This window comes from Pseudomonas sp. PS01303 (assembly GCF_029959385.1).
Lineage (GTDB): Bacteria > Pseudomonadota > Gammaproteobacteria > Pseudomonadales > Pseudomonadaceae > Aquipseudomonas > Aquipseudomonas rustica.
Genome location: NZ_JASCPK010000056.1, coordinates 1 through 21,968 on the forward strand (window position 1 = coordinate 1; position 21,968 = coordinate 21,968).

Annotated in this window: 17 protein-coding genes and 1 pseudogene; 15 read left to right on the forward strand and 3 right to left on the reverse strand. The window is 62.2% G+C overall.

Annotated features, from left to right (window positions below):
* The 3 genes and pseudogenes from QMX93_RS16385 to gspG all read right to left on the reverse strand — a co-directional run.
* Nucleotides 1–182: pseudogene (locus tag QMX93_RS16385) on the reverse strand (hypothetical protein); the annotation flags it as partial.
* A 74-nt stretch (nt 183–256) separates the two neighbouring features.
* Nucleotides 257–1,444: a type II secretion system F family protein gene (locus tag QMX93_RS16390; RefSeq protein ID WP_282357050.1), complete on the reverse strand. Its 1,188-nt coding sequence runs from the start codon at nt 1,442–1,444 to the stop codon at nt 257–259.
* A 14-nt stretch (nt 1,445–1,458) separates the two neighbouring features.
* On the reverse strand, nt 1,459–1,887 hold the full coding sequence (gene gspG, locus QMX93_RS16395) for a type II secretion system major pseudopilin GspG (protein ID WP_053119057.1): 429 nt from the start codon (nt 1,885–1,887) through the stop codon (nt 1,459–1,461).
* 205 nt (nt 1,888–2,092) lie between these two features.
* Here gspG and QMX93_RS16400 point away from each other — a divergent pair, with 205 nt between their 5' ends.
* The 15 genes from QMX93_RS16400 to QMX93_RS16470 all read left to right on the forward strand — a co-directional run bounded on the left by QMX93_RS16400 (nt 2,093) and on the right by QMX93_RS16470 (nt 21,968).
* The gene (locus tag QMX93_RS16400) at nt 2,093–2,701 is read left to right on the forward strand and encodes a lytic transglycosylase domain-containing protein (RefSeq protein ID WP_053119059.1); all 609 of its coding nucleotides are present in this window, start codon (nt 2,093–2,095) and stop codon (nt 2,699–2,701) included.
* A 200-nt stretch (nt 2,702–2,901) separates the two neighbouring features.
* Entirely contained in the window at nt 2,902–8,739 is a 5,838-nt protein-coding gene (mnxG, locus tag QMX93_RS16405) for a manganese-oxidizing multicopper oxidase MnxG (RefSeq protein ID WP_282357053.1), read from the forward strand.
* A gap of 436 nt (nt 8,740–9,175) precedes the next feature.
* Nucleotides 9,176–11,098, forward strand: coding sequence for a cytochrome D1 domain-containing protein (locus QMX93_RS16410; protein WP_282357054.1), 1,923 nt, complete (start codon nt 9,176–9,178; stop codon nt 11,096–11,098).
* 14 nt (nt 11,099–11,112) lie between these two features.
* A complete protein-coding gene (locus QMX93_RS16415; protein WP_282357055.1) occupies nt 11,113–11,763 on the forward strand; it encodes an SCO family protein in 651 nt (216 codons plus the stop codon).
* The gene (locus QMX93_RS16420; RefSeq protein ID WP_282357057.1) at nt 11,760–12,380 is read left to right on the forward strand and encodes an SCO family protein; all 621 of its coding nucleotides are present in this window, start codon (nt 11,760–11,762) and stop codon (nt 12,378–12,380) included. The genes QMX93_RS16415 and QMX93_RS16420 overlap by 4 nt, the downstream gene beginning before the upstream one ends.
* Before the next feature lie 9 nt (nt 12,381–12,389).
* Nucleotides 12,390–13,940 (forward strand): ABC transporter substrate-binding protein, encoded by a 1,551-nt coding sequence (locus QMX93_RS16425; protein WP_282357058.1) that lies wholly within the window; start codon nt 12,390–12,392, stop codon nt 13,938–13,940.
* 15 nt (nt 13,941–13,955) lie between these two features.
* A complete protein-coding gene (locus QMX93_RS16430; RefSeq protein ID WP_282357061.1) occupies nt 13,956–14,717 on the forward strand; it encodes a SurA N-terminal domain-containing protein in 762 nt (253 codons plus the stop codon).
* Between the two features lie 219 nt (nt 14,718–14,936).
* On the forward strand, nt 14,937–15,467 hold the full coding sequence (locus QMX93_RS16435; protein WP_008086646.1) for a response regulator: 531 nt from the start codon (nt 14,937–14,939) through the stop codon (nt 15,465–15,467).
* Nucleotides 15,468–15,548: 81 nt separating this feature from the next.
* Nucleotides 15,549–17,270, forward strand: a complete 1,722-nt coding sequence (locus tag QMX93_RS16440; RefSeq protein ID WP_282357063.1) for a GspE/PulE family protein — start codon at nt 15,549–15,551, stop codon at nt 17,268–17,270.
* Complete coding sequence (locus QMX93_RS16445) at nt 17,251–18,054, forward strand: hypothetical protein (protein ID WP_282357064.1); 804 nt, start codon at nt 17,251–17,253, stop codon at nt 18,052–18,054. Before QMX93_RS16440 ends, QMX93_RS16445 begins: the two co-directional genes overlap by 20 nt.
* A 1-nt stretch (nt 18,055) precedes the next feature.
* Nucleotides 18,056–18,601 carry a PilN domain-containing protein gene (locus tag QMX93_RS16450; protein WP_282357065.1) on the forward strand — a complete coding sequence of 182 codons (546 nt, stop codon included), beginning with the start codon at nt 18,056–18,058 and terminating at the stop codon, nt 18,599–18,601.
* Nucleotides 18,588–19,136 carry a GspMb/PilO family protein gene (locus tag QMX93_RS16455; RefSeq protein WP_053119078.1) on the forward strand — a complete coding sequence of 183 codons (549 nt, stop codon included), beginning with the start codon at nt 18,588–18,590 and terminating at the stop codon, nt 19,134–19,136. Before QMX93_RS16450 ends, QMX93_RS16455 begins: the two co-directional genes overlap by 14 nt.
* The gene (locus tag QMX93_RS16460) at nt 19,136–19,648 is read left to right on the forward strand and encodes a hypothetical protein (RefSeq protein WP_282357066.1); all 513 of its coding nucleotides are present in this window, start codon (nt 19,136–19,138) and stop codon (nt 19,646–19,648) included. Before QMX93_RS16455 ends, QMX93_RS16460 begins: the two co-directional genes overlap by 1 nt.
* Nucleotides 19,645–21,492, forward strand: coding sequence for a secretin N-terminal domain-containing protein (locus QMX93_RS16465; RefSeq protein ID WP_008086656.1), 1,848 nt, complete (start codon nt 19,645–19,647; stop codon nt 21,490–21,492). Before QMX93_RS16460 ends, QMX93_RS16465 begins: the two co-directional genes overlap by 4 nt.
* A 2-nt stretch (nt 21,493–21,494) precedes the next feature.
* A complete protein-coding gene (locus QMX93_RS16470) occupies nt 21,495–21,968 on the forward strand; it encodes a type II secretion system protein (RefSeq protein ID WP_053119085.1) in 474 nt (157 codons plus the stop codon).

The following is a 21,968-nucleotide window of genomic DNA, read 5'->3' on the forward strand; positions in this document are numbered from 1 at the left end:
CCGCCACCACCGCCGCTACCACCACCCCCTCCGCCATGTCCGCCGCCGTTCCCTCCACCACCACTCCCACCTTCCTTGGCCTGAACACTGGAAACCCCCGACAAACTGTCCGGAATCAGTACCGTGGACGCCGACAGAACTGCGCCGATGGCCATTGCGAGCACGAGCTTTTTAATGTGCATATCGTTCTCCGTCTTTGTGGTCTTGTTGGGAACGTGAGAGTGCGTTGTTGCAGGGATTCGACCCGTTCCCGAGGTCAGTGAATACTCGACGCCAGTTCGAAAATCGGGATGTACATCAGGATCACGATGACCCCGATGAGCAGGCCGATGAAGGTCATCAGCAGCGGTTCGAACAGCTTCACGAACCACTCCAGCCAGCGGCTGATTTCCTCATCGTAGAAGTCGGCGCTGCGTTCCATCATCTGCCCGAGGTTGCCGGACTGTTCGCCGGCGCGGAGCAGGCGCAGGGACACCGGTGTCACCAGGTGATTGAGCTCCAGCGCGGTAGACAACGATTGCCCCTCGCGCACCCGCTCGCAAGCCTGATCGAGCCGCGTTCGTGAGGCCACAGTGAGCAGGCCGCGCACCATGCTCATGGCGGTCACCAGCGGAATCCCGCCTTGCAGCAGAATCCCCAGCGAACGATAAAACCGCGCCAGCTCATACATGAAAATTCGCTGATGCACGGCCGGCAGTTTCTCCACCAGCCGATCCAGCCCACGACGAAACGCCGGTTGTTTTTGCAGGACGGCGAGGGCGATGACAATCGCCGCCAGCGCGCCAAAGAATTCCGCCTGATGCGCATGCAGAAACATGCCACTGCTCATCAAGACCTGCGACAGCCACGGCAGGTTATTGCCCAAACCTTCAAACACCAGGCTGAAGCGCGGCACCACGTAACCCATCAAAAACAACACCACGCCGCCGCCGACCACCAACAACAGCATCGGGTAGATCGACGCGCTGATGATCTTCTGCCGCACCTCGTCCATACGCTGGCGGTAGCTGACGTAGCGGCCCAGCGCATCGCCGACCGCGCCTGTCTTCTCGCTGGACTGTACCAGCGCCACGTACAGCGGCGGGAACACCGCCGACAACTGGCCCAGCGCCTGCGAAAACGATTTACCCTCGTAGAGCAGGCGCACCAGTTCACTCAAGGTTTTCCGGGCAGCGGGGGCGGATTCTTTTTCGGCGAGGCTTTCCAGCGCATCAATCAACGGCAGGCCGGCGTTGAGCAGCGTGGTCAGTTCCTGGCTGAACAACACCAGATTGAAGGTCTCGCGCTGACGCAATCGCAGCGAACGCCAATGCTTGTCGGCGTGCGAACTGAGCACGCGCAGACCCTGATCTTCGGCAATCCGTCGCGCTTCGCTGTCGCCCGCTGCCTCTACGCTCAAGGACACCACGCCAGCCTTGCCGACCGCTTTCAGATGAAATCGCATGGGCCGCGCTCCGCTCACTGCCAATTGGTCACTTCAGCGTTTTCGCCTTCGCCACCGGGCTGGCCGTCCTTGCCCATCGACAGCAAATCGTACTCGCTGTTTTCGCCGGGATAGCGATAGGCGTAACTACGCCCCCACGGATCCTGCGGCAGCTTTTTCTGCAAGTACGGGCCGGTCCATTTTGCCTCGTCACTCGGGGCGGTGACCAAGGCCTGCAAGCCCTGCTCGGTGGACGGGTAGTGACCGACTTCCAGTCGATACAAGTCGAGTGCTTTGCTCAGCCCTTCGATCTGCGCCTTGGCCACTTTCACTTCCGAGCGACCGAGTTGAGCGAAGTATTTCGGCGCGACGATCCCGGCCAACAGACCGAGCACCACCAGCACCACCAGCAATTCGAGCAGGGTAAAACCGCGTTGGCCACGCGGACGAAATTGCAGCTTCATGATGACCTCCCGTGAGTGGCAGCCGTGTCGCCTGAAGGGCTTATGCAATTGCCATGCTCAGCCTCACTGAAAACTGGTCGACACGCCGAAACCCTTGAAATACGGGCCTCTCAATAGTCGGCACAGTGCTTGCGTATGGCTCAAACGTGATCGGCCATTGGGGCATTTCCCCCAATTTATCGGGGTCGATCCGGGGAGGCCCGACATGAAATTTCTCGCCAGCGGATTGCTCGGTTGTGTGCTGCTCAGCGGCGCCGCGCAGGCCGATGTATTTATCTCGGTGGACGCCAAGGGCAGCTATGTACTGTCCAACGTTCACCGTCCCGGACGCACCTACGAACGGGTGATCCACGAGGCTGAAATGCCTGTGGCCAGCCTCGATCAACAGCCGCAAATGATCGCCAATCAGCCCTACGCAGAACTGGTTTCGGCAGCCGCCAAAGTCAACCAGTTACCCGAAGCGCTGCTGCACGCGGTCATCAACGCCGAGTCGCATTACAACCCCGGCGCGACCTCACCCAAAGGCGCGGGTGGGCTCATGCAATTGATGCCCGACACCGCGCGCGAACTGGGTGTGACCGACGTCTACGACCCCAAGGCCAACATCCAGGGCGGCGCGAAATACCTCAAGCGTTTGATGACCCTCTTCGACAACGACATCGCACTCGCCGTGGCGGCCTACAACGCCGGGCCCGACGCGGTGCTCAGCCGTGGCCGGGTGATCCCGCCGTTCGCTGAAACCCAGCGTTACGTGCCGAATGTGTTGCGCCAGTACCGACGTTTGCAGGGCTTGGCGATGGACGCCCCGCTGTGACCCCAACCCGGTTTTCCCCACTTTCGGGGCAAACCCGGCAGCCCCGAAAAGTGGGGCAAAGCGGTGGGGAATATGCCCCGGATTCTCAAGTCGCTGCAGTAACCGATTGAACGGTAAACGAATTTTTTGTGGCACGCGGATTGCTCCGAGGCATTTGTCGAGAAGTGTTCCCAAGAGCACCCACTACGAGGTTACTGATCATGGCTGGCATTCATCACGCTCCGTCTCTGTTCAACTGGCTGCTGATTCTGGCCTCGATGCTCAGCGTCGAACTGGCCAGCGCGGCCGTGCGATGCGAGCGCAACCTGGTGGCCAACGTCGTCGCCTTCGATCAACCGCTGATGTTCAACCGCCTCGGTGCGCAGAACATCAACGGCATGATGTTCGCCCTGCGCCGCGACGTGGTGGATGACCGCAACATGTCGCTGGCCTACGGCGGTTCAGCGGTGCCGGGCAAGGTTTCGCTGCGCCCGGACAAGCGGCCACGGCCACTGGTGTTGCGCGTGGCGGCGGGTGATTGCCTGACGATCAATCTGCAAAACCTGCTCGACTATCAGGCCAACCCGAACAAGCACTTCGAGAATGAAGGTGAAGAAGAGGAAGGCGTCGAGAACGCCAACGCGGCTGAAGACTTCAAAGTCGATGAGCAAGTCGCTGATCGGCATGTCGGTTTCCAGGTCAATGGCCTGCAAGCGGTAAACAGCATCGATGACATTTCCTCGTTCACCGGGCGTAACGCCAACACTTTGGTACCGCCGGGTGCGAGCCGTTCTTACACCCTGTACGCCGAGCGTGAAGGCGCGTTTGCCGTCAGCAGCCGTGGCGCAACCTTTGGTGGCGAGGGCGCGGCCGGCAACGTCGCCAATGGCTTGTTCGGCCAGGTGGTCGTCCTGCCCAAGGGCGGTCGTACCTATCGCAATACCCTCACCGAAGAAGAAATGCGCCTGGCCACCACGGGCCGCGCACCCACCGGCCAACCGATCGTCGACTATCAGGCGCGCTACCCGCAGCGCGAACCGTGGCTGCGCGAAGGCAAGGCCGGTACGCCGATCATCGGCATGGTCGACGGCAATGAAATCATCTCCAGCGAAAGCGATGCAATTGTCATGGGCAGCAACGCCGACGGCAGCTTCCCACCCAGCACTTATCCGCTGGAATCGGTTGGAAAACGCAACCCGGCGATCCCTAATCGACTGGAAGCGTTCCGCGATTTCGCCTCGCAATTCCAGGACGAAACTGCCGCCACTCAAGCGTTTCCAGCCTATTGGGCTGATCCGGTGATGGCCCACGTGCTGGAGCCGACTCGCGATTCGTTCATGATCAACTACGGCTCGGGCGGCATGGGCGCCGAAGTGGTCGCCAATCGTTTGGGCGTCGGGCCGATGCACGATTGCCTGTCGTGCGCCTACGAAGAATTCTTCCTCAGCTCGCACACCGTCGGCGACGTGGCGATGCTGGTCGACGTGCCGGCCAACGCCGGGCTGGAAAACATCGCCCCTGGCCAGACACCGCGCGCCGATCAGATCGGGGTGAAAGCGACCATGGCGCTGTATCCGTCGGAGCCGTCGAACGTCAACCACAGCTACATCGGTGACTTCGTCAAATTCCGCAACACCCACAATGGTCATGAGCAGCACATCTTCCACTTGCACGGCCATCAGTGGCTGTTCAACCCCAACGACGACAATTCCGATTACGTCGATGCCCAGGGTATTGGCCCGGGTGCCGGTTACACCTATGAAATCGCCAACGGTGGTTCGGGCAACCGCAACCGCGTGGCCGGCGATGCGATCTATCACTGCCATTTCTATCCACATTTTGCCCAAGGCATGTGGGCCATGTGGCGGGTGCACGATGTGTTTGAAGAGGGCACTCGACTCGACGTTTCGCAGCAGGGCGCCGACGGTTATCACAGCGAACCGTTTGCCCTGCGCAGCGGTAAACCAGCGACCGGCGCGCGCGCCTTGCCGGACGGCGAAATCGTTGCCGGTACACCGATTCCGGCGATAGTGCCGCTGCCTGGCAAAGCCATGGCGCCGATGCCGGGCAAAGTCGTGGTCGTGCCGAAAATCGGTGAAACCCTGATCGCCGGCAATGATGACGATGAGGATGAAGAAGAGGGCGATGACGACGGCGAGCACCATGGCGGCAACGCCGGTGGTCAAGCCATCGGTTCGCTGGCGTTGGTTGATCGCAGCGAAGCCAACCGTAATGCCGACGGCAGCCTGAAAAACCCGGGCTATCCATTCTGGATCGGTGGCATGGAAAGCTCGGTGGGCCAACGTCCACCAACCCCGCCGCTGGACATGCTCGACGCCGCTACCGCGCAATCGCTCAAGGCCAGCGGCAAAGCGCTGTGGGCCAACCTTGACCCGGCGCAGTCCGGTGGTTGGGACGGTGGCTTGCAGCGGCATACACTCGACGGCGTCTCGGCCGGTGGCGAAGCGCACACCGTGACCACTTCGCTGGATTTCTCCAAGGAAGTCACCCGCGCCAAACCGATTTACCTGCCGGAAGAAGGCACCGAAGTCGAACAAGCGGCAATGGCCTTCCACGCGAAAAAAGATCACCCAAGCTATGCCTTGCTGCCCGGCAATCAAGTGGTGGCCAAGGCATTCCGTACCAACGGTGCCTTGCCAATGGCCGGCGCGCCGTACTACGAACCGTGCATGGACGATCGGCAAAAGCGCCTGACCAGCAGCGCCGGCAGCGGTGAGTTTGCCAGCGGTGATCGCATCGACGGCATGTCCTTTGTCGGCGCTTCAAGCTTCACCGCCGACCGTCCTCGGATCTACAAAGCCGCCAATATTCAGTTCGACGCGGTGTACAACAAGGTCGGTTATCACTTCCCGCAGGCGCGCATTCTGGCGCTGTGGGAAGACGCCTGGCCGGTGATCACCAAGCAGCGTCCGCCAGAACCGCTGGTGATGCGCATGAACACCTTCGATTGCGTGCAATACCAGCAAACCAACCTGGTGCCGGCCACTTACGAGATGGACGACTATCAGGTGCGCACGCCGACCGATGTGATCGGTCAGCATATTCACCTGCCGAAGTGGGATCTGACCTCGGCGGACGGCTCGTCCAATGGCTGGAACTACGAGGACGGCGTGCTCTCGCCGGGCGCCGTGCAGGAACGCATTCACGCGATCCGCGAGTTCAACCAGTGCGCCGCCACCGATCCGCGCGACGGCACACAGGCGTGCCCGAAAGCCAAAAACCATCCGTTCTTCGGCCAGTACGGCCGCGCCGATTGGCTCGGTGCGCGCACGGCGATGCAGCGTTGGTTCGTTGATCCGGTGGTGAACATCAAAGGCGTCGATCGTGGCCTCGGCACCATTTTCACTCACGACCACCTGGGCCCATCGACGCATCAGCAGATTGGTCTGTACGCCACCGTGTTGGCGGAACCGGCCGGTTCGACCTGGTTCCATGCGGAAACCGGCGAGCCTCTATACAGCGGCGCGCGTCAGGACGGCGGCCCGACCTCGTGGCAAGCGGTGATCAATACCGGCGACCTCGATGGCGACGGCAAGAACGACAGCTTCCGCGAGTTCTTCCTCGAATACAGCGACTTCCAGCACGCCTATGAGGCCGGCGTCTATGTCGGTGCCGGCCCCAACGGTGTGCCCAATGCGCAAGCGTTCCCGGCGACTGCCGACAGCTTCCGCTATGCGATCAATCCGACAGTGCGCAACAACGCTAGCAACCTGCTCGAAGGCGTGCTGGAAGTGCAGGGCGGTCAGGTGCCGGGCTGCCCGAGCCGGCCATGTCCGCAGGCGATCTCGGTGGATGATCCGGGCATGTTCGTCGTCAACTATCGCAACGAACCGCTGGCCCTGCGCGTTTACGATCCGAACAAGGTCGGCCCGGACGGCAAGCGCGGCATGCAGGCTGATGGCCTCGGCGGCGATCTGTCGTTCGCCATGCAAAGCCGTACCGACCGCGCAATTCCGGCGATGAACCTGGCGCCGAATCTGCTCACCGCCGCGACCGGGCCAACCGGCGGCACCACGCTGTTCCCGCCGCACATCAACAAGGGCGGCGCTGAACCTGGCGACCCGTTTACGCCGATGCTGCGTACTTACACCGGCGACAACGTGCGGCTGCGGGTGCATGCCGGCGGCCATGAAGAAGAGCACAACGTCACCCTGCACGGCGTGAAATGGCTGCAGAGCGGTTCCGGGTTCGGCAACAGCTCCAACTCCGGCTGGCGCGCCTCGCAAATGATCGGCATCTCCGAGCAGATGGGCTTCATAGCGCCGGTGTCGATGCTCTCCAGTTCCGCTGCGACCACGGGCGACTATTTGTACTCGATGGACGCTTCGATCGAAGGCTACTGGAGCGGTATCTGGGGCGTGATGCGTAACTACACCGCTAAACGCAACGACCTGTATGCCATCCCCAACAACCCGAATCCGGCGGGCATGCGCAACACCGTGGCGTTCGAGGGCAGTTGCCCGCGGATCAGCGCCAACCCCAATGGCATCGGCACGCGGCCGACGGTACAGCGCAACTATGAAGTGGTCGCGGCGCTGGCCAATGACATCCTCGGCAATGCGCTGGGCCTGACCATTGGCGATCCGCAAGGGCTTGGTCAGCATGTCGGCGGGCCGCTGAATCCGGCGGGTGGCACCCTGGTGCTGAACTCGCGCACGGTGAGCATTCCACAAGTCACCGTGACCGATCCGGAGGATGGCGAGACCATTACGATTGGCGGGCAGAGTGGGCCGCTGCATGACCCGACCGCGATTCTGTATGTGCGTAAATCCGATCTGGATCCGCTCAGCGGCAAGCTGAAACCCGGCATCCCGGTTGAACCGCTGGTACTGCGTGCGGCGGCAGGGGATTGCATCAACATCACCCTGGAAAACCGTCTGCCGAGCGTGATGCCGGATCTGACCCAGACGGCGGTGATGCAGGGCATGGTCAAGCGTGATCGTAACAGCGGTCTGGGTTCGACCACGTTCAGCAACAACCTGATGCGGCCGTCCAGCCACGTCGGCCTGCACGCGCAATTGCTGGCGTATGACATCACCAAATCCGACGGCGCCAACGTCGGTGCCAACCCGATCCAGACCGTGCCACCGCGCGTTGGCAACAGCGGCGCGTACCCGACGCGTACCTATCAGTACTACGCCGGGCATTTGGAGCGTGAAGGCAAACCGGTGACTCAACTGGGCCGCAGCGTCGACAACATCAATGCCACGGCGGTGGAGTTCGGCGGCTTGAATTTCACCCCGGCGGACGTGATCAAGCAGCCACAAAAAGGCCTTGGCGGAGCGATGAGCATTCTGCCGATCGGCGCAACCTGGGTCGACGATGCACGCAAGGTCAACGCCACGGTTACGGCGCCCGGGCAGACCAGCTACCGCGACTTCGCGATGGTCTGGCACAAGGCGTTGAACACCCGTTGGGCCAATGGTCGGCCGGTGGAGGGGATTGCTGCTGAAGGCTTCGGCGTGCCGACCGATCCGCAGGACAACTCGAGCATGGCGATCAACTACAAGACCGAGCCGCTGTGGTATCGCTTCGGCCTCGCCCCGGACGCGCCGTTTGGTCACGCCGATGGCGCGGGTTATGGCGACATGGTCAATGCGCACATGGCCTACAGCAATGCACTGGTCGGTGGCGATCCGCAAACGCCGGTGCTCTATGCCAAACCGGGGCAGCCGTTCCGTACGCATATTCTGATGCCGAGCGGTGGCAGTCGCGGCACCACGTTCCAGCTCGACGGGCACGTCTGGTCGGTGAACCCGTTCCAGGCCGAGAAGAGCGATGTCGGTGGTTATCCGATGGGCTCGCCGGGCGTGGGCTCGGTGCGCTTCGGCTACAACCCGATGTCGATGTACATCGGCGCCCACGAAAGCATCCTGCCGGCCGCGCACTTCAGCTTCATGATCCCGAGCGCCGGCGGCAGCAATGCGATCCCCGGCGACTACCTGTTCCGCGACTACGCCGCCTACGGCAACACCTCCGGATTATGGGGACTGCTGCGCGTGACCAACGAACCCGAACCGGCGCCGCAGGGGCAGTAGACGCGACGCCAATATCCCCGTGGATGCAAATCCCATGTGGGAGCGGGCTTGCTCGCGAAGAGGGCGGCACAGGCAACAGGTGTGGTGGCTGGCAGATTGCTTTCGCGAGCAAGCTCGCTCCCACAGGGTCTGCGGTTGGCAGTTAGCTTGGCGGGATGCATGCAAATCCCCTGTAGGCCTTCGCCTGCTCGCGATTGGGGCAACTCGGTTTTCGATGGTGGGGCGGATGACGCCATCGCGAGCAGGCTCACTCCTACAAGGATCTGCGGTTGGCAGTGAGGTTGGCGGGATGCATGCAAATCCCCTGTAGGAGTGAGCCTGCTCGCGAAGCGGTCGGCACAGGCAACAGGTGGGGTGGCTGGCAGATTGCTTTCGCGAGCAGGCTCGCTCCCACGGGGATCGCGTCGTTTGGCTGGAATGCGTAGGGGAGTGAAAGATGAACAGGATCATCAACATCATCGGTATCTGCACGCTGGCCATGGCCGGGGCGTTGTTGACGCTGAGTGAGATTGCGCTGGCGCAGACCGGCGCGGGGCAGACGCTGAACCGTGATGGCGTGGCGGTGGATTTCGATCTCAAGCCAATGGCCGCCGACGGCAAACTGCGTGAAGGCGAGTTCGCCGATGTGCAGTTCCGCATCAGCGACAGCGCATCCGGCCAGCCTCTGTCCGGCGTGGCCCCGGGTGCCTGGGTCGATCCGCAAACCCTCGCTGCCGATAAGGCCCAAGGCCGTGACCAGAGCTGCAAAGCCCGGGTCGGCGTGTTCCTCAAATCCAACATCGGCGCGCGGCCGTTGCTCGACCTCAACAGCTATTTCCTGCTGGTGATGAACCGCGACGCGAGCATCGCCGTGGTCGATCCATCGGTATCAGTCGGCGGCATCACCAGCACCCTCGCGCGGATCGAGCTCAAGCAGCCGCCGATGGATTGGGTCACGCCCAAAGACAACAAACGCGTCTTCGTTTCCATGCCGACTGCCGGGGAAATCGCCGTCATCGACAGCGAACAATTCAAAGTCATCGACTCGATCAGCGCCGGCAGCCAACCGTTTCGCGTCGCCCTGCAACCGGACGAACGCCTGCTCTGGGTCGGCAACAACGCGAGCAAAACCGAAGACTCCGGCGTCACCGTGATCGACGCCCAAAGCCTCAAACCCCTCAAACATTTACAGACCGGTCGCGGCCACCACGAAATCACCTTCAGCAAAGACAGCCGCTTCGCCTTCGTCAGCAACCGCGACGACGGCACCGTCAGCGTGATCGACATCGCCACTCTGAACATCGTCGAGCAGATCAAAACCGGCTCCCACCCGTTATCCGTCGCCTATTCGGCATTGTCCGGTGCCGTCTACGTCGCCGATGGCAAGGACGGCACCGTCACCGTGATCGACGCAAGCACCCACGCCATCCGCCGGGTGCTCAAACTGCAACAAGGCCTCGGCCCGATGGGCTTCAGCGCCGACGGCCGCTTCGGTGTGGTCCTGAATACCGTGGAAAACCGCGCCAGCGTCATCGATGCCGCGACCAACAGCGCCATCCATGATCTGGAGGTCAGCGCCGAACCCTACCAAGTGGTGTTCACCCAGGCCTACGCCTACATCCGCGGACTCGCTTCACCGAAAGTCACCATGATCAACCTGTCCTCGCTCGGCGAAGGTCGCCAGCCGATCAGCCAGGGTTTCGAAGCCGGCCCGCAAGCACCGCGCCTGGCCGGTGACTTGCCGCTGGCCTCCAGCCTCGCCGTCTCACGCGACGACAACGCAGTGTTCGTGGTCAACCCGGTCGACAACACCACCTACTTCTACGCCGAAGGCATGAACGCGCCGATGTCCGGTTACCCCAACCGTGGCCAGATCGCCCGCGCCGCGATGGTCATCGACCGCAGTCTGCGTGAAGTTTCGCCGGGCCTGTACAGCGCGCGGGTGAAACTGCCGGCAGCGGGGCGTTTCGACGTGGCGTTTCTGCTCAACCAACCGAACATCATTCACTGCTTTACCGCGCAGATTGATTCTGACGGCAAACCGCAAAAACACCTCGGCCAGCCGAAAGTCGAGTTCCTCCTCGACAAGACTGCCGTGGCGCTCAACGACCCGTATGTCGTGCGCTTCCGCATCGTTCAAGGCAAAGACAAAACCCAGCGCAGCGGCGTTAAAGACGTGCAGCTGCGCTACTACCTCGCGCCCACTTCACACCCGCGTGAAGTCGCGGCACTGGAAGTCGCCGACGGCGTGTATGAAGCGCCGATCAGCCTCGACCGCAGCGGCGCCTGGTACCTGCATGTGCGCGCCGCCTCGCTGGGCGCCGGTTTCGATGACAAGACCTTTGCCAGTGTTCGGGTCACCCCCGGCCAGGCCCGTTGAAGAGGAGTTTCGACATGAACCGATTTGCATCCACTGGCCTGCTGACCCTGTGCCTGTTGAGCCTCGGCGTTCAACACGCCAACGCCCACTCGGCAGACGAACACGCCGGGCACAAAGCCCCCGCCAGCAGCACGCAAGAACACACCCAGGTCAAGTTCGCCAACGTGCCGCTGCTCGACCAGACCGGCAAAACCGTGCGTCTGGAACAAGACCTGGTGCAGGGCAAAATTGTCGTCATGAGTTTCATCTACACCAGTTGCACGACGGTGTGCCCGGTGGTCTCGTCGATCATGGGCAAGGTGCAGAAACAGCTCGGCGCGCGGGTCGGTAAGGAAGTGCAACTGGTCTCGATCAGCATCGACCCGCAACGCGATGAACCGAAACGCCTGCAGGATTACGCCCGCACTTTTCAGCGCGGCCCGGGCTGGAGCTGGCTGACCGGCTCGCCTCAATCGATCAATGAAACCCTCAAAGGCCTCGGCAGTTTCAGCGGTGATTTCAAGAATCATCAGCCGTTGATCCTCGTCGGCGACGGCAACAATCGCCACTGGATGCGCTACTACGGCTTCACCGATCCAGAGCTGCTGGCCAAGGAAGTCGAGAAGCTCAGCGGCTTGCGCACCCACGCCAAACACACCGCCATCGCCATGGAGCAACAGCCATGAGAATGCTCGACTGGATCTCCCTGACCGTGTGTTTCTGGATTTTCAGCAACGTCGCGTTCGCCCACGAAGGCCATGCCCCCGAAGCACCGACAACGGTTGCAGTCGCGCCGGCCAAAGGCACGCACGACGCAAAAACCTGGTTCACCGACACGCCGTTGCAGGATCAGAACGGCGAGACCCTGCGCTTCTACAGCGATGCCCTGCAAAACCGCATCGTCCTGCTCAACGTGATTTTCACCAGTTGCAACGATGCCTGCCCGCTGATCACCCGCAAGCTCAAGGAAGTCCGCGAATTGCTGGGCGACAAAGCGCAAGACATCACCTTCATTTCCCTTACCAGTGACCCGCTGCGTGACACGCCGGCGGTGCTCAAGGCTTACACCTTGAAGCAGGGTTCCGATGACCCTCATTGGCTTTTTCTCACCGGCGACAAGGCGCAGATGGATCTGGTGCTGAGTCGCATCGGCCAGATCGTGCCGACGCCCGAGCAGCACTCGACGCAGTTGATCGTCGGCGATGTCGCCAACAAACGCTGGAGCAAAATTCGCCCCGACGCCCCGGCCGCCGCCATTGCCCAGCGCTTGCAGTTGCTGACAATGCCCGTGGCCGGTCGCTGAGCCCGCGCCATGAAACGCTGCCGCGTACTCGCCCTGATCCTGCTCGCTGGCATCAGCCTCGGCGCGAATGCTGCGCCGCTGACCTCGGAAGAGGCGGCGGGCAAACGCCTGTACCGTCAAGGTCTGTCAGCCAGCGGCGAGGCGATCATGGCGCGGGTCGGCGCGGCGGACGTGTTGCTGCCGGCCACCAGCCTGCCGTGCGCGAACTGTCACGGCGCCGACGGCCTCGGTCGGCCCGAAGGCGGCTTACGTCCGCCGCCGCTGAACTGGGCACGACTGACCAGCACTTACGGCCAGCAGCAGGTCAACGGCCGCAGTTATCCGGCCTACACAGAAAGCACGCTGGCGACGGTGATTCAGCAGGGCCGCGATCCCGGCCACAATCGCCTCGACCCGAGCATGCCGCGCTTTCTGCTGTCGACGAAGGATCAGCGCAATCTCACCGCTTATCTCAAGCGCCTGGCCGATGAGCGCGACCCCGGCCTCGACGCCGAGACCTTGCACCTCGGCACGTTATTGCCGAGCCAAGGCCCGTTGGCCGAGGAGGGCATGACGATTGCGGCGGTGCTCAACGGCAGTGTCGCGCGGATCAATCAGGCCGGCGGCATTCACGGTCGGCAACTGCGCCTGACGGTAATCGATCCCGGCCCGGATCGCGCCAGTGCCGAACAGGCCTTGCAGCAATTGATCGAGCAGGAACAGGTGTTTGCGCTGATCGCGCCGATGGTGCCAGCCCTCGACAGCGAACTCGGCCCGCGTCTGGAACAGGCCGGCGTGCCGCTGATCGGCGCGCTGTCGTTGCTCGGCTCGATGCAGGCCAGTCCACAGATTTTCGAGCCGTTGCCCGGTTTGCGCGAGCAACTGATCGCCTTGGCCGACTACGCCACGGCGAGCCTGCGCGTGCTGCAAGGGCCGACGTTGATCGCTTATCCCGCTGACCCGATGCAGACGCAAGCCGCGCAAAACCTCGGTCAGTATTTGCAGGATCACGGCTGGCAGAACGTCCATCTGCAAGCCTACGACCCGGCGGCGGAGGCGCTGCCGTTAGGTTCGCGCTCGGTGTTTTATCTGGGCAGCGGCGGTGGTTTCAGTCGTCTGGCGACGAGGCTGCAGGGCGCCGGGCAGGTGCCGTACCTGTTCGCGGCATCGAGCCAGGTAGCCGGTGATCTGCTGCAAGTGCCCAGCGGCTTTACCCGTCGCGTGTTTCTCGCCTATCCGTTCGTGCCCAGCGACTGGACGCAGGCCGGACGCATCGGTCTGACGCTTTTACGCGAGGGCCAAGGCCTCGGCGCCCAGCATGCGGTGCTGCAAGTGGGCGCCTACGCCTCGATGCTGCTGCTCAGCGAAGGCATGAAACAGGCCGGCCGCGACGCCAGCCGCGAAAAACTGGTGGCGGCGCTGGAAGGCCTGCACGACTTCGACACCGGCCTGACCCCGCGCCTGAGTTTCGGACCCGGTCGACGCCTGGGCTTGAGCGGCGCGCACGTGGTCACCGTGGATTTGCCAGATCAGCATTTTTATCTGGTCGCACCCTACAAACCGATTGTTGCCAGCCCCTGAACGGAGGCCCCGATCATGAAACTCACAAGTCTGATAGTGCTGCTATCCTGCTGGCTCCCGGCGGTCTGGGCCAACAACGAACCGGCGGTGGCGCGGGTCAATGGCGAGGAAATCTCCGGCTATCGCTTCGAGCGCTTCTTTGCCGAATACCTCGAAGATCAGGGCCGCGCGGTGGCGAGCATTCGTAATCCCAAGGCCTATAAACAGCTGCGACAGGCTGCGCTGCAAACGCTGATCGACAAGGAATTGCTCTGGCAGGAATCGCAAAAACGTGGCGTGCAGATTGACGAGCAAGCGGTGCGTCAGCAGATCGAGCAGATGCGCAGTGCCATCGGTGGCCCGGATAAATTCCAGCGTCGCTTGCAGGATGCCGGTTTCGACGAGGTTTCCTTTACCGAGTACACCCGCCGCGAATTGGCCGCACAGCAGGTCTTCGCCGAGCTGATCCGCGCGAACACCTTGCAACCCCGGCAACTGTTGATCCGCGTGCCAGCGCAAGCCGATGCAGCCACAGTGGCCGCAGCGCGTCTACGCTTGATGCAAATGCGCGCCTCGATCATCAGCGGGGCAGCGCTCGCCAGCCAACCGGTGCGTTCACCGTTCGGCTGGCATGTGATTTATTTGCAGAACCACTTGGAGGCCGCCGATGTCCCAGATTTACAGGGGCTGGACACAGTCAGGGCACAGCTCGCCCGACAGCAACAGACCCAGGCTCGTCGCCAAGTGCTCGCGCAATTACGGGTGCAGAACAGGATCGAACGAATTGACGACGACTGAAGGTTCCCCCCCAATAGTGGGGAATGGCTTCGATGCCCATTCAGGTGCTTCCCCGTTTCTGGGGAACGGGGTACCGGGACGAGCGGGCATTGTCATTAATTTCAAGGACATGAAGACATAAAATTACCGGCACTCAGCCTGGCATGAAGTGTGCGTTACCCCTGGTAAGGCGCACTCTCAGGGCGGGGTCATCGGACCTGCTGTTTCAAGGAGTCGACCTTGGTTAACAAAGTACTGGTTGTCGAAGACGAACAGCTGCTTGCACAAAACCTTCAGGATTATCTGTCGGCGCAGGGGCTGGACGTCCGGATTGCACATGACGGAGCGACGGCTATCGGTTTGGCCGAAACCTTTGCCCCCGACGTGCTGGTGTTCGATTACCGCTTGCCCGATATGGAAGGCTTTGAGGTGCTCGACGCAGTCCGCCAGAACAGGACGTGCCATTTTGTGCTGATAACGGGTCACCCGACCGCTGAAGTCTGTGAGCGGGCGCGGCAACTGGGGGTCAGCCACATCCTGTTCAAACCGTTTCCATTGGCGGAACTGGCCCGAGCGGTCTGCGACCTTCTTGGCATCAAGCGTGAAGCGAAACCCGGTGCGAGCCCTTCCGAGGGCTTTGTCGAACGACGCCAGAGCAGGACCGAGAGCTTCCCGTTGCAGTTGTACGATGGCAGTTGGGTGTTGGCGGATCGGCGACGACAGTTGCACGCCATGGCACCGGACGACGATCAAATGCTCACCGGGGAGTAATGGCGCGATCAGACGTTCCGGCACTTGCCGCCAAGGTTTGCCGCGCCGACAGGGCTCTGAGCCCCGGTTGGAGAGCAAGCCATGGAACGTCTGTCCGTTGTCGTCGAACCACTGCCGGCCGAAAGTGCCCCTGCGCATTTTTCCAGTGAACATTTTTCCAGCGAGCACTTGTCCCAGGCCCGGGCGCGGGCCGCCACTTCCGGCGAACGCGTCCTTGAGGCGCTCGGCGTGTTGTGCGAACTGGCAGCGATGCCGTTCATTCAAGCCCTCGGCGCCACCCTGCATTACCCGGTGCTCGACACCGACAGCCTGTTTGCCGCGACGCCGGTGTTTGACCGGGTCACCCTCGCGCAATGCCTGAAACGTGAATTCATCCTGCTGCGCCACAACGACGAAGTCATCGGCGTGTTTGCCGATCCCTTCGACCCGGCACGGCTGGCCTGGATTGATGATTGCCTGCACGGCGCGCCGTTGTATCTGGTGCACGCCGATGACCTCAAAGCCTATCTGGCCCGCCACGAAGAAAGCTTCCACGCCGTCGAATCGCTCAACGCACAAGGCGACACTCACCACGAAGTCGATACCCTGCAAAGCCTGTCGCTGACCAGCATCAGCGAAGACGCCAGCAGCGTGGTGAAGCTGGTCAACTCGACCCTCTACGACGCGCTGAAAATGCACGCCAGCGACATCCACCTCGGCACCACCGGCAACGGTCTGGTGATCAAGTACCGCATCGACGGCGTGCTCAACAACATCAGCAAAGTCCAGGGTGCCGAGTTCTCCGAGCAGGTGATCTCACGGGTCAAGGTCATGGCCGAACTGGACATCGGCGAGAAACGCGTGCCCCAGGACGGTCGCTTCAAAATCGGCATCAGTGGCCGTCAGATCGACTTTCGCGTGTCGATCATGCCGAGCATCTTCGGCGAAGACGCGGTGCTGCGGGTGCTCGACAAACAGGATCTGGCCGACAAGGTCTGCGGCGTGCAATTGCAGGCGCTGGGCTTTGAAGATGAAACCCTGCGCCAGTTACGCCGCCTCGCTGCCGAACCCTACGGCATGGTGCTGGTCACCGGCCCGACTGGCAGCGGCAAGACCACCACGCTGTACGCGATGATCACCGAGATCAACCATGGCGTGGACAAGATCATCACCATCGAAGACCCGGTCGAATATCAATTGCCGGGGGTGCTGCAAATCCCGGTCAACGAGAAAAAAGGCCTGACCTTCGCCCGGGGCTTGCGCTCGATCCTGCGCCACGACCCGGACAAAATCATGGTCGGCGAAATCCGTGACCCGGACACCGCACAGATCGCCGTGCAATCGGCGCTCACTGGTCACCTGGTGTTCACCACCATCCACGCCAACAACGTCTTCGACGTGATTGGTCGCTTCACCCAAATGGAAATCGACCCCTACAGCCTGGTCTCGGCGCTCAACGCGATTCTCGCCCAGCGTCTGATTCGCTTGGTCTGCGCCAGCTGCAGCGCGCCGGTCAATCCGAGCGATGAAGAGCTGCGCGCATCCGGCCTCGATCCGCAGAAAGTCGACCATTACCACTTCGTTCACGGCAAGGGCTGCGGCCATTGCCGGGGCAGCGGCTATCGCGGGCGCACGGCGATTGCCGAGTTGCTGCATCTCGACGACGAACTGCGCCAGATGATCGTCGAGCGCCAACCGATCAAACAAATCAAAGCCCTGGCCTGCGCCCGTGGTTTGCGCCTGCTGCGTGAATCGGCGCTGGAGCTGGTGGAACAAGGTCGCACCACGCTGGAGGAGATCAACCGTGTCACATTTATCTCGTGAGCGTTTTGTCGCCGTGCTCGGCGCCAGCGGTGTTGGCTTGGGGCAGCGGCGTGGCAGCGACACCCTGTGGCTGGGCAGCGTCGGTTACATCGACGAAGGCTTCCAGAGCTACGCGGTGGCGCTGGACACCCTTGATCGCCTGCTCGGTGAACACGCTGGTGCCGGTGCCGAACTGAGCGTGGTCATCTCTGGGCACTTCAGCCGTTTCTGCCTGGTGCCGTGGAGCGCGCAGATCAGCAGCCCTGAAGAACTGCGCGGCTTTGCCCAACTGTGTTTCGAAGACCTGTTCGGTGCGCCGACCCAGCCGTGGAGTCTGGTGCTGTCTGCTGAGCCAGCCGGTTACGACCGCATCGCCAGCGCTTTGCCGCAAGACTTGCTTGAACGCTTGCGGGTGCTGGTCAGCGGTCGCGGTTTGCGTCTGCGTTCGGTGCAGCCGTACCTGATGGCGGCGTTCAACCGTTTCGACAAAAGCCTCGATGCCGGCGACTTCCTCTTCGTCGTCGCCGAGCCGCAACGCAGCGTGTTGTTGCTGGCGAGGGAAGGGCGCTGGGCCGGCGTGCGTTCGGTGGGCGGCAGCGACAGCGATGCCGCGCTGAGTGCCTTGATCGGTCGCGAACGGCAACTGCAGGCCTCGACCAGCGAACGCGCGTTCAACGTTTATCTGCATGCACCGGCGCGCCTCGATGCGCATCCGGACGTGGCGGGTGTGCAACTGCGCACCCTTGAAGACGCCTCGATGACTGTGCGTGACGGCTTGTACGTCATGTCCCGGGCGGTGGCCTGAGATGCGCGCCCTTAACCTCGATTTTCAGCCACGGCCGCGTTCCGGCCCGTTGGGTTGGAGTTTGCTCGGCGGCGGAGTGCTGCTGGCGCTGCTGTGCTTCGGCGTGCAACAGCACCTCGACGCGCACACCGAACAGCAACAGGGCCACCTGCAAACCACTCAGCGTCAGCTCACCGGCGACAATGGCGCCAAGTCCACCCTGAGCCCGGCGGAAACCCGCGAGCAAGCGCAGAACCTCGCCGAGATGCGCAAAGTCTCGCAGCAACTGCGCCGCCCATGGGAACGCCTGTTCGCCATGCTCGAAGCGATGCCGCGCGATGACGTCGCACTGCTGAGCCTGACCCCGGATGCGCGCAAAGGTCAGGTGCGGATCAGTGCCGAGGCGCGGGATCTGCAAGCGATGCTCGACTTCCATAAACGTCTGGAAGCCAGCGACGAGCTGTCCGACGTCTCGCTGCTGAGCCACGAAATCGTCGTCAAATCGCCGGAAAAACCGGTGCAATTCAACCTGTCGGCGACTTGGGAGATGGGCGATGCGAATCCCTAGACTGATCGTCCACGAATACCTGCAAGGCCTCGGCATTCCGGGCCTGGCCGGACTGGCGCTGCTGCTGGTCGCCGTGGCCTGGGCACTCGTTGGTTTGCTGCCGGGCTGGCAATCCTTGCAGCACTTGAGCCAACAGACTCAGGAAGCCACCGAATACCTGGCCAAGGTTGAAGACGGCAGCATTGCGCCGCCGGTGGTGCCGCAACGTCAGCTCGACGACTTCCGCAATAAACTGCCGGCGCAGCCGCAGGCTACCGTCGCCATCGACCGCATCTACGCCCTCGCAGCCCAAGAGCACATCACTTTGGCGCGTGGCGAATATGCGCTCGGCGTCGACCCGAAAACCCATCTGGCGCGCTATCAGATCCTTCTTCCCGTGCGTGGCAGCTACCCGCAACTGCGCCGCTTTGTGCACGCCTTGCTCGGTCAGTTGCCGGCGGTGGTGGTGGAAGACCTCGAGTTGCAACGCAAAAAGATCGGCGACACCGACCTCAATGGCCGGATCCGTATGACCCTTTTCCTGTCGAGGTCGTGATGAATACCAAGCGCGTGACAGGGTGGGTAGCGTTCTTCGGTGTGGCCGCTGCGCTGGCGTGGTTACCGGCGTATTTCTCGCCGAGCGAAAACGCCGATTCCAAACAAGTGGCCGTCGCCACACCGGGGAAAACCCGTGGTGCGCTGCCGACCAGCATCGCCAAGGCCAAAGAGGCGCCGATCAAGGACTTGAGCCCGGCCGGTGATCTGTTCGCCGCCAAGAGCTGGAAGGCCGCGCCGACCCTGGCCACGGTCACCGAAATTGCCGTCAATCCCGCAACAGTGGTGCAAGCCCCGAGCCTGCCACCGGTGCCGTTTCAGTTCGTCGGCAGGCTGCACGACCGCAGCGACCTGCAAGTGTTTTTGCAGAACGGCGAAAAAATCTACGTCGTGCGCAACGGGGATGTGATCGACGACACCTGGAAGATCACCGGCATTTCCGATGTGGAATTGCGTCTGGTCTACCTGCCTTTGCATTTGTCGCAGACCCTGTCTGTGGGGAGTACGCAATGAACCGTTCCCGTTTGCTGATGAGCCTGGGCCTGTGCGCCGGGCTGGCCGCGTGCAGTTCTGCACAAGTGGCCAACAAGGAAGCCGCCGACCTGATTGAGCAGGGTCAGTACGAGGCGGGGCTGGCGCGGATCGAGGAAGGTCTGCGTGAAAATCCTCGCGACACCGAATTGCACTTGCTGCTCAACAGCGGCCGGGCCAAGGCGATCACCGCGCTGCTGACTTCCGGCGACACCGATCGCTCGCGTCGCGACTTCGCCTCGGCACGTATCGCTTACGCACGAGTGCTGACCATCGAGCCGAACAACCGCCGCGCTCAGGATGCCCTGAAGCAGATGGATTACCTGCGCAGCATGGACGAAAAACTCGAGCTGGCCCGTGGCGACCTGCGTCGCGGCGATATTTATGGCGCCGATCGTCAGGTCAAACAGATCCTCGAACTCGACCCGAACAACGACGGCGCGCTGGAGCTGCAAGGCAACATTCGTCTGGTGCAGAGCCGCAACGTGATTGCCTATCCGCAACTGCGCACCAAGCTCGATCGCCCGGTGACCCTGGAATTTCGCGACGCCAACCTCAAGACCATTTTCGAAGTGCTGTCGCAGGTCGCTGGTCTGAATTTTATCTTCGACAAAGACCTGCGCCCGGACATGAAAGCCACAATCTTCGTGCGTGACGTGCGCATCGAAGACGCGGTGACCCTGCTGCTGCAACAGAACCAGTTGCACCAGAAAGTGGTGAACGAAAACACCTTGCTGATCTACCCGGATTCGCCGCAGAAAGTGAAGGATTACCAGGAACTGGTGATGCGCACTTTCTACCTGACCAGCATCGACGCCAACACCGCGCTGAACATGGTGAAAACCATGCTCAAGACCCGCGACGTGTTCGTTGACGAACGCCTCAATACCCTGACCATGCGCGACACCGAAGATGCCGTGCGCATGGCCGAGAAACTCCTGCAATCGCAGGATCAGTCCAACCCGGAAGTGGTGCTCGAAGTGGAGGTGATGGAAGTCGCCACCCAGCGCATTCTCGACCTTGGCCTGCAATGGCCGAGCACCTTCGGCGTGGTCAACTCTGATGGTTCGCCGGTCACGCTGTTGGGGCAACTCAAGGGCATCAACTCTGACCGCATCTCCATCGGCCCATCGCCGCAAGCGAAGATCAACGCGCAGGACAACGACATCAACACCCTCGCCAGCCCGGTGATTCGTGTCAGTAACCGCGAGCAGGCGCGCATTCACATTGGTCAGCGCGTGCCGATCATCAGCGCCACCTCGGTGCCGTCGACACAGGGGCCGGTGATCACTGAAAGCGTGACCTATCTGGATGTCGGTCTGAAGCTCGAAGTGACGCCCACCGTGCATTTGAACAACGAAGTGGCGATCAAGATCGCGCTGGAAGTGAGTAACGCCACGCCGCTGGAACCGACCCGTCAGGGCACGATCCCGGTGCAGGTCGACACCCGCAACGCGCAGACCTCGCTACGCCTGCACGACGGCGAAACGCAGATCCTCGCCGGGCTGGTGCGCAACGACCACGGCGCCACCGGCAACAAGATTCCGGGCCTCGGCGACATTCCAGGACTGGGCCGCTTGTTTGGCAGCAACAAGGACACCATCGGCAAATCCGAACTGGTGCTGTCGATCACTCCACGGATCGTGCGCAACCTGCCGTATCAGAGCCCGTCGGACATGGAGTTCTCCACCGGCACCGAAACCAGCATGCACATCCAGGCGCCGGATCGTTCGCAGAGCTACGTGATGCCGTCGCCGGCCGCGCAGCCGCGTGCCGTCGGTGAATCGGCCGTGGCCACCACCCGCGTCACTGTCGAGAAGCCTTGATCATGAACGCCTCCCAACGCGGTTTCACCCTGATCGAAGTCGTGGTGACGCTGGCCCTGATCGGCCTGTTGGCGAGCATGGCCGCGCCGCTGACCGAGACCTTGGTGCGGCGGGGCAAGGAGCAGGAATTGCGCAATGCGCTGTACCAGATTCGCGATGGCATCGACGCCTACAAACGCGCGTTCGATGCCGGTTACATCGAGAAGTCGCTGAACAGCAGCGGCTACCCGCCGAACCTGAAAGTGCTGGTCGAAGGCGTGCGCGATGTGCGCAGCGCGAAGGGCGCCAAGTTCTACTTTTTACGCCGCATCCCGCGCGATCCGCTGGTGCCGGCCAAACGTGATGATGAAGGGGGTTGGGGCGTGCGCGCCTACAACAGTTCGGCTCAGAACCCGCGCGATGGCGAGGACGTGTTCGACGTCTACTCCCACGCCCGGGGCAAGGGCCTCAACGGCATCGCCTACCGCGAGTGGTGA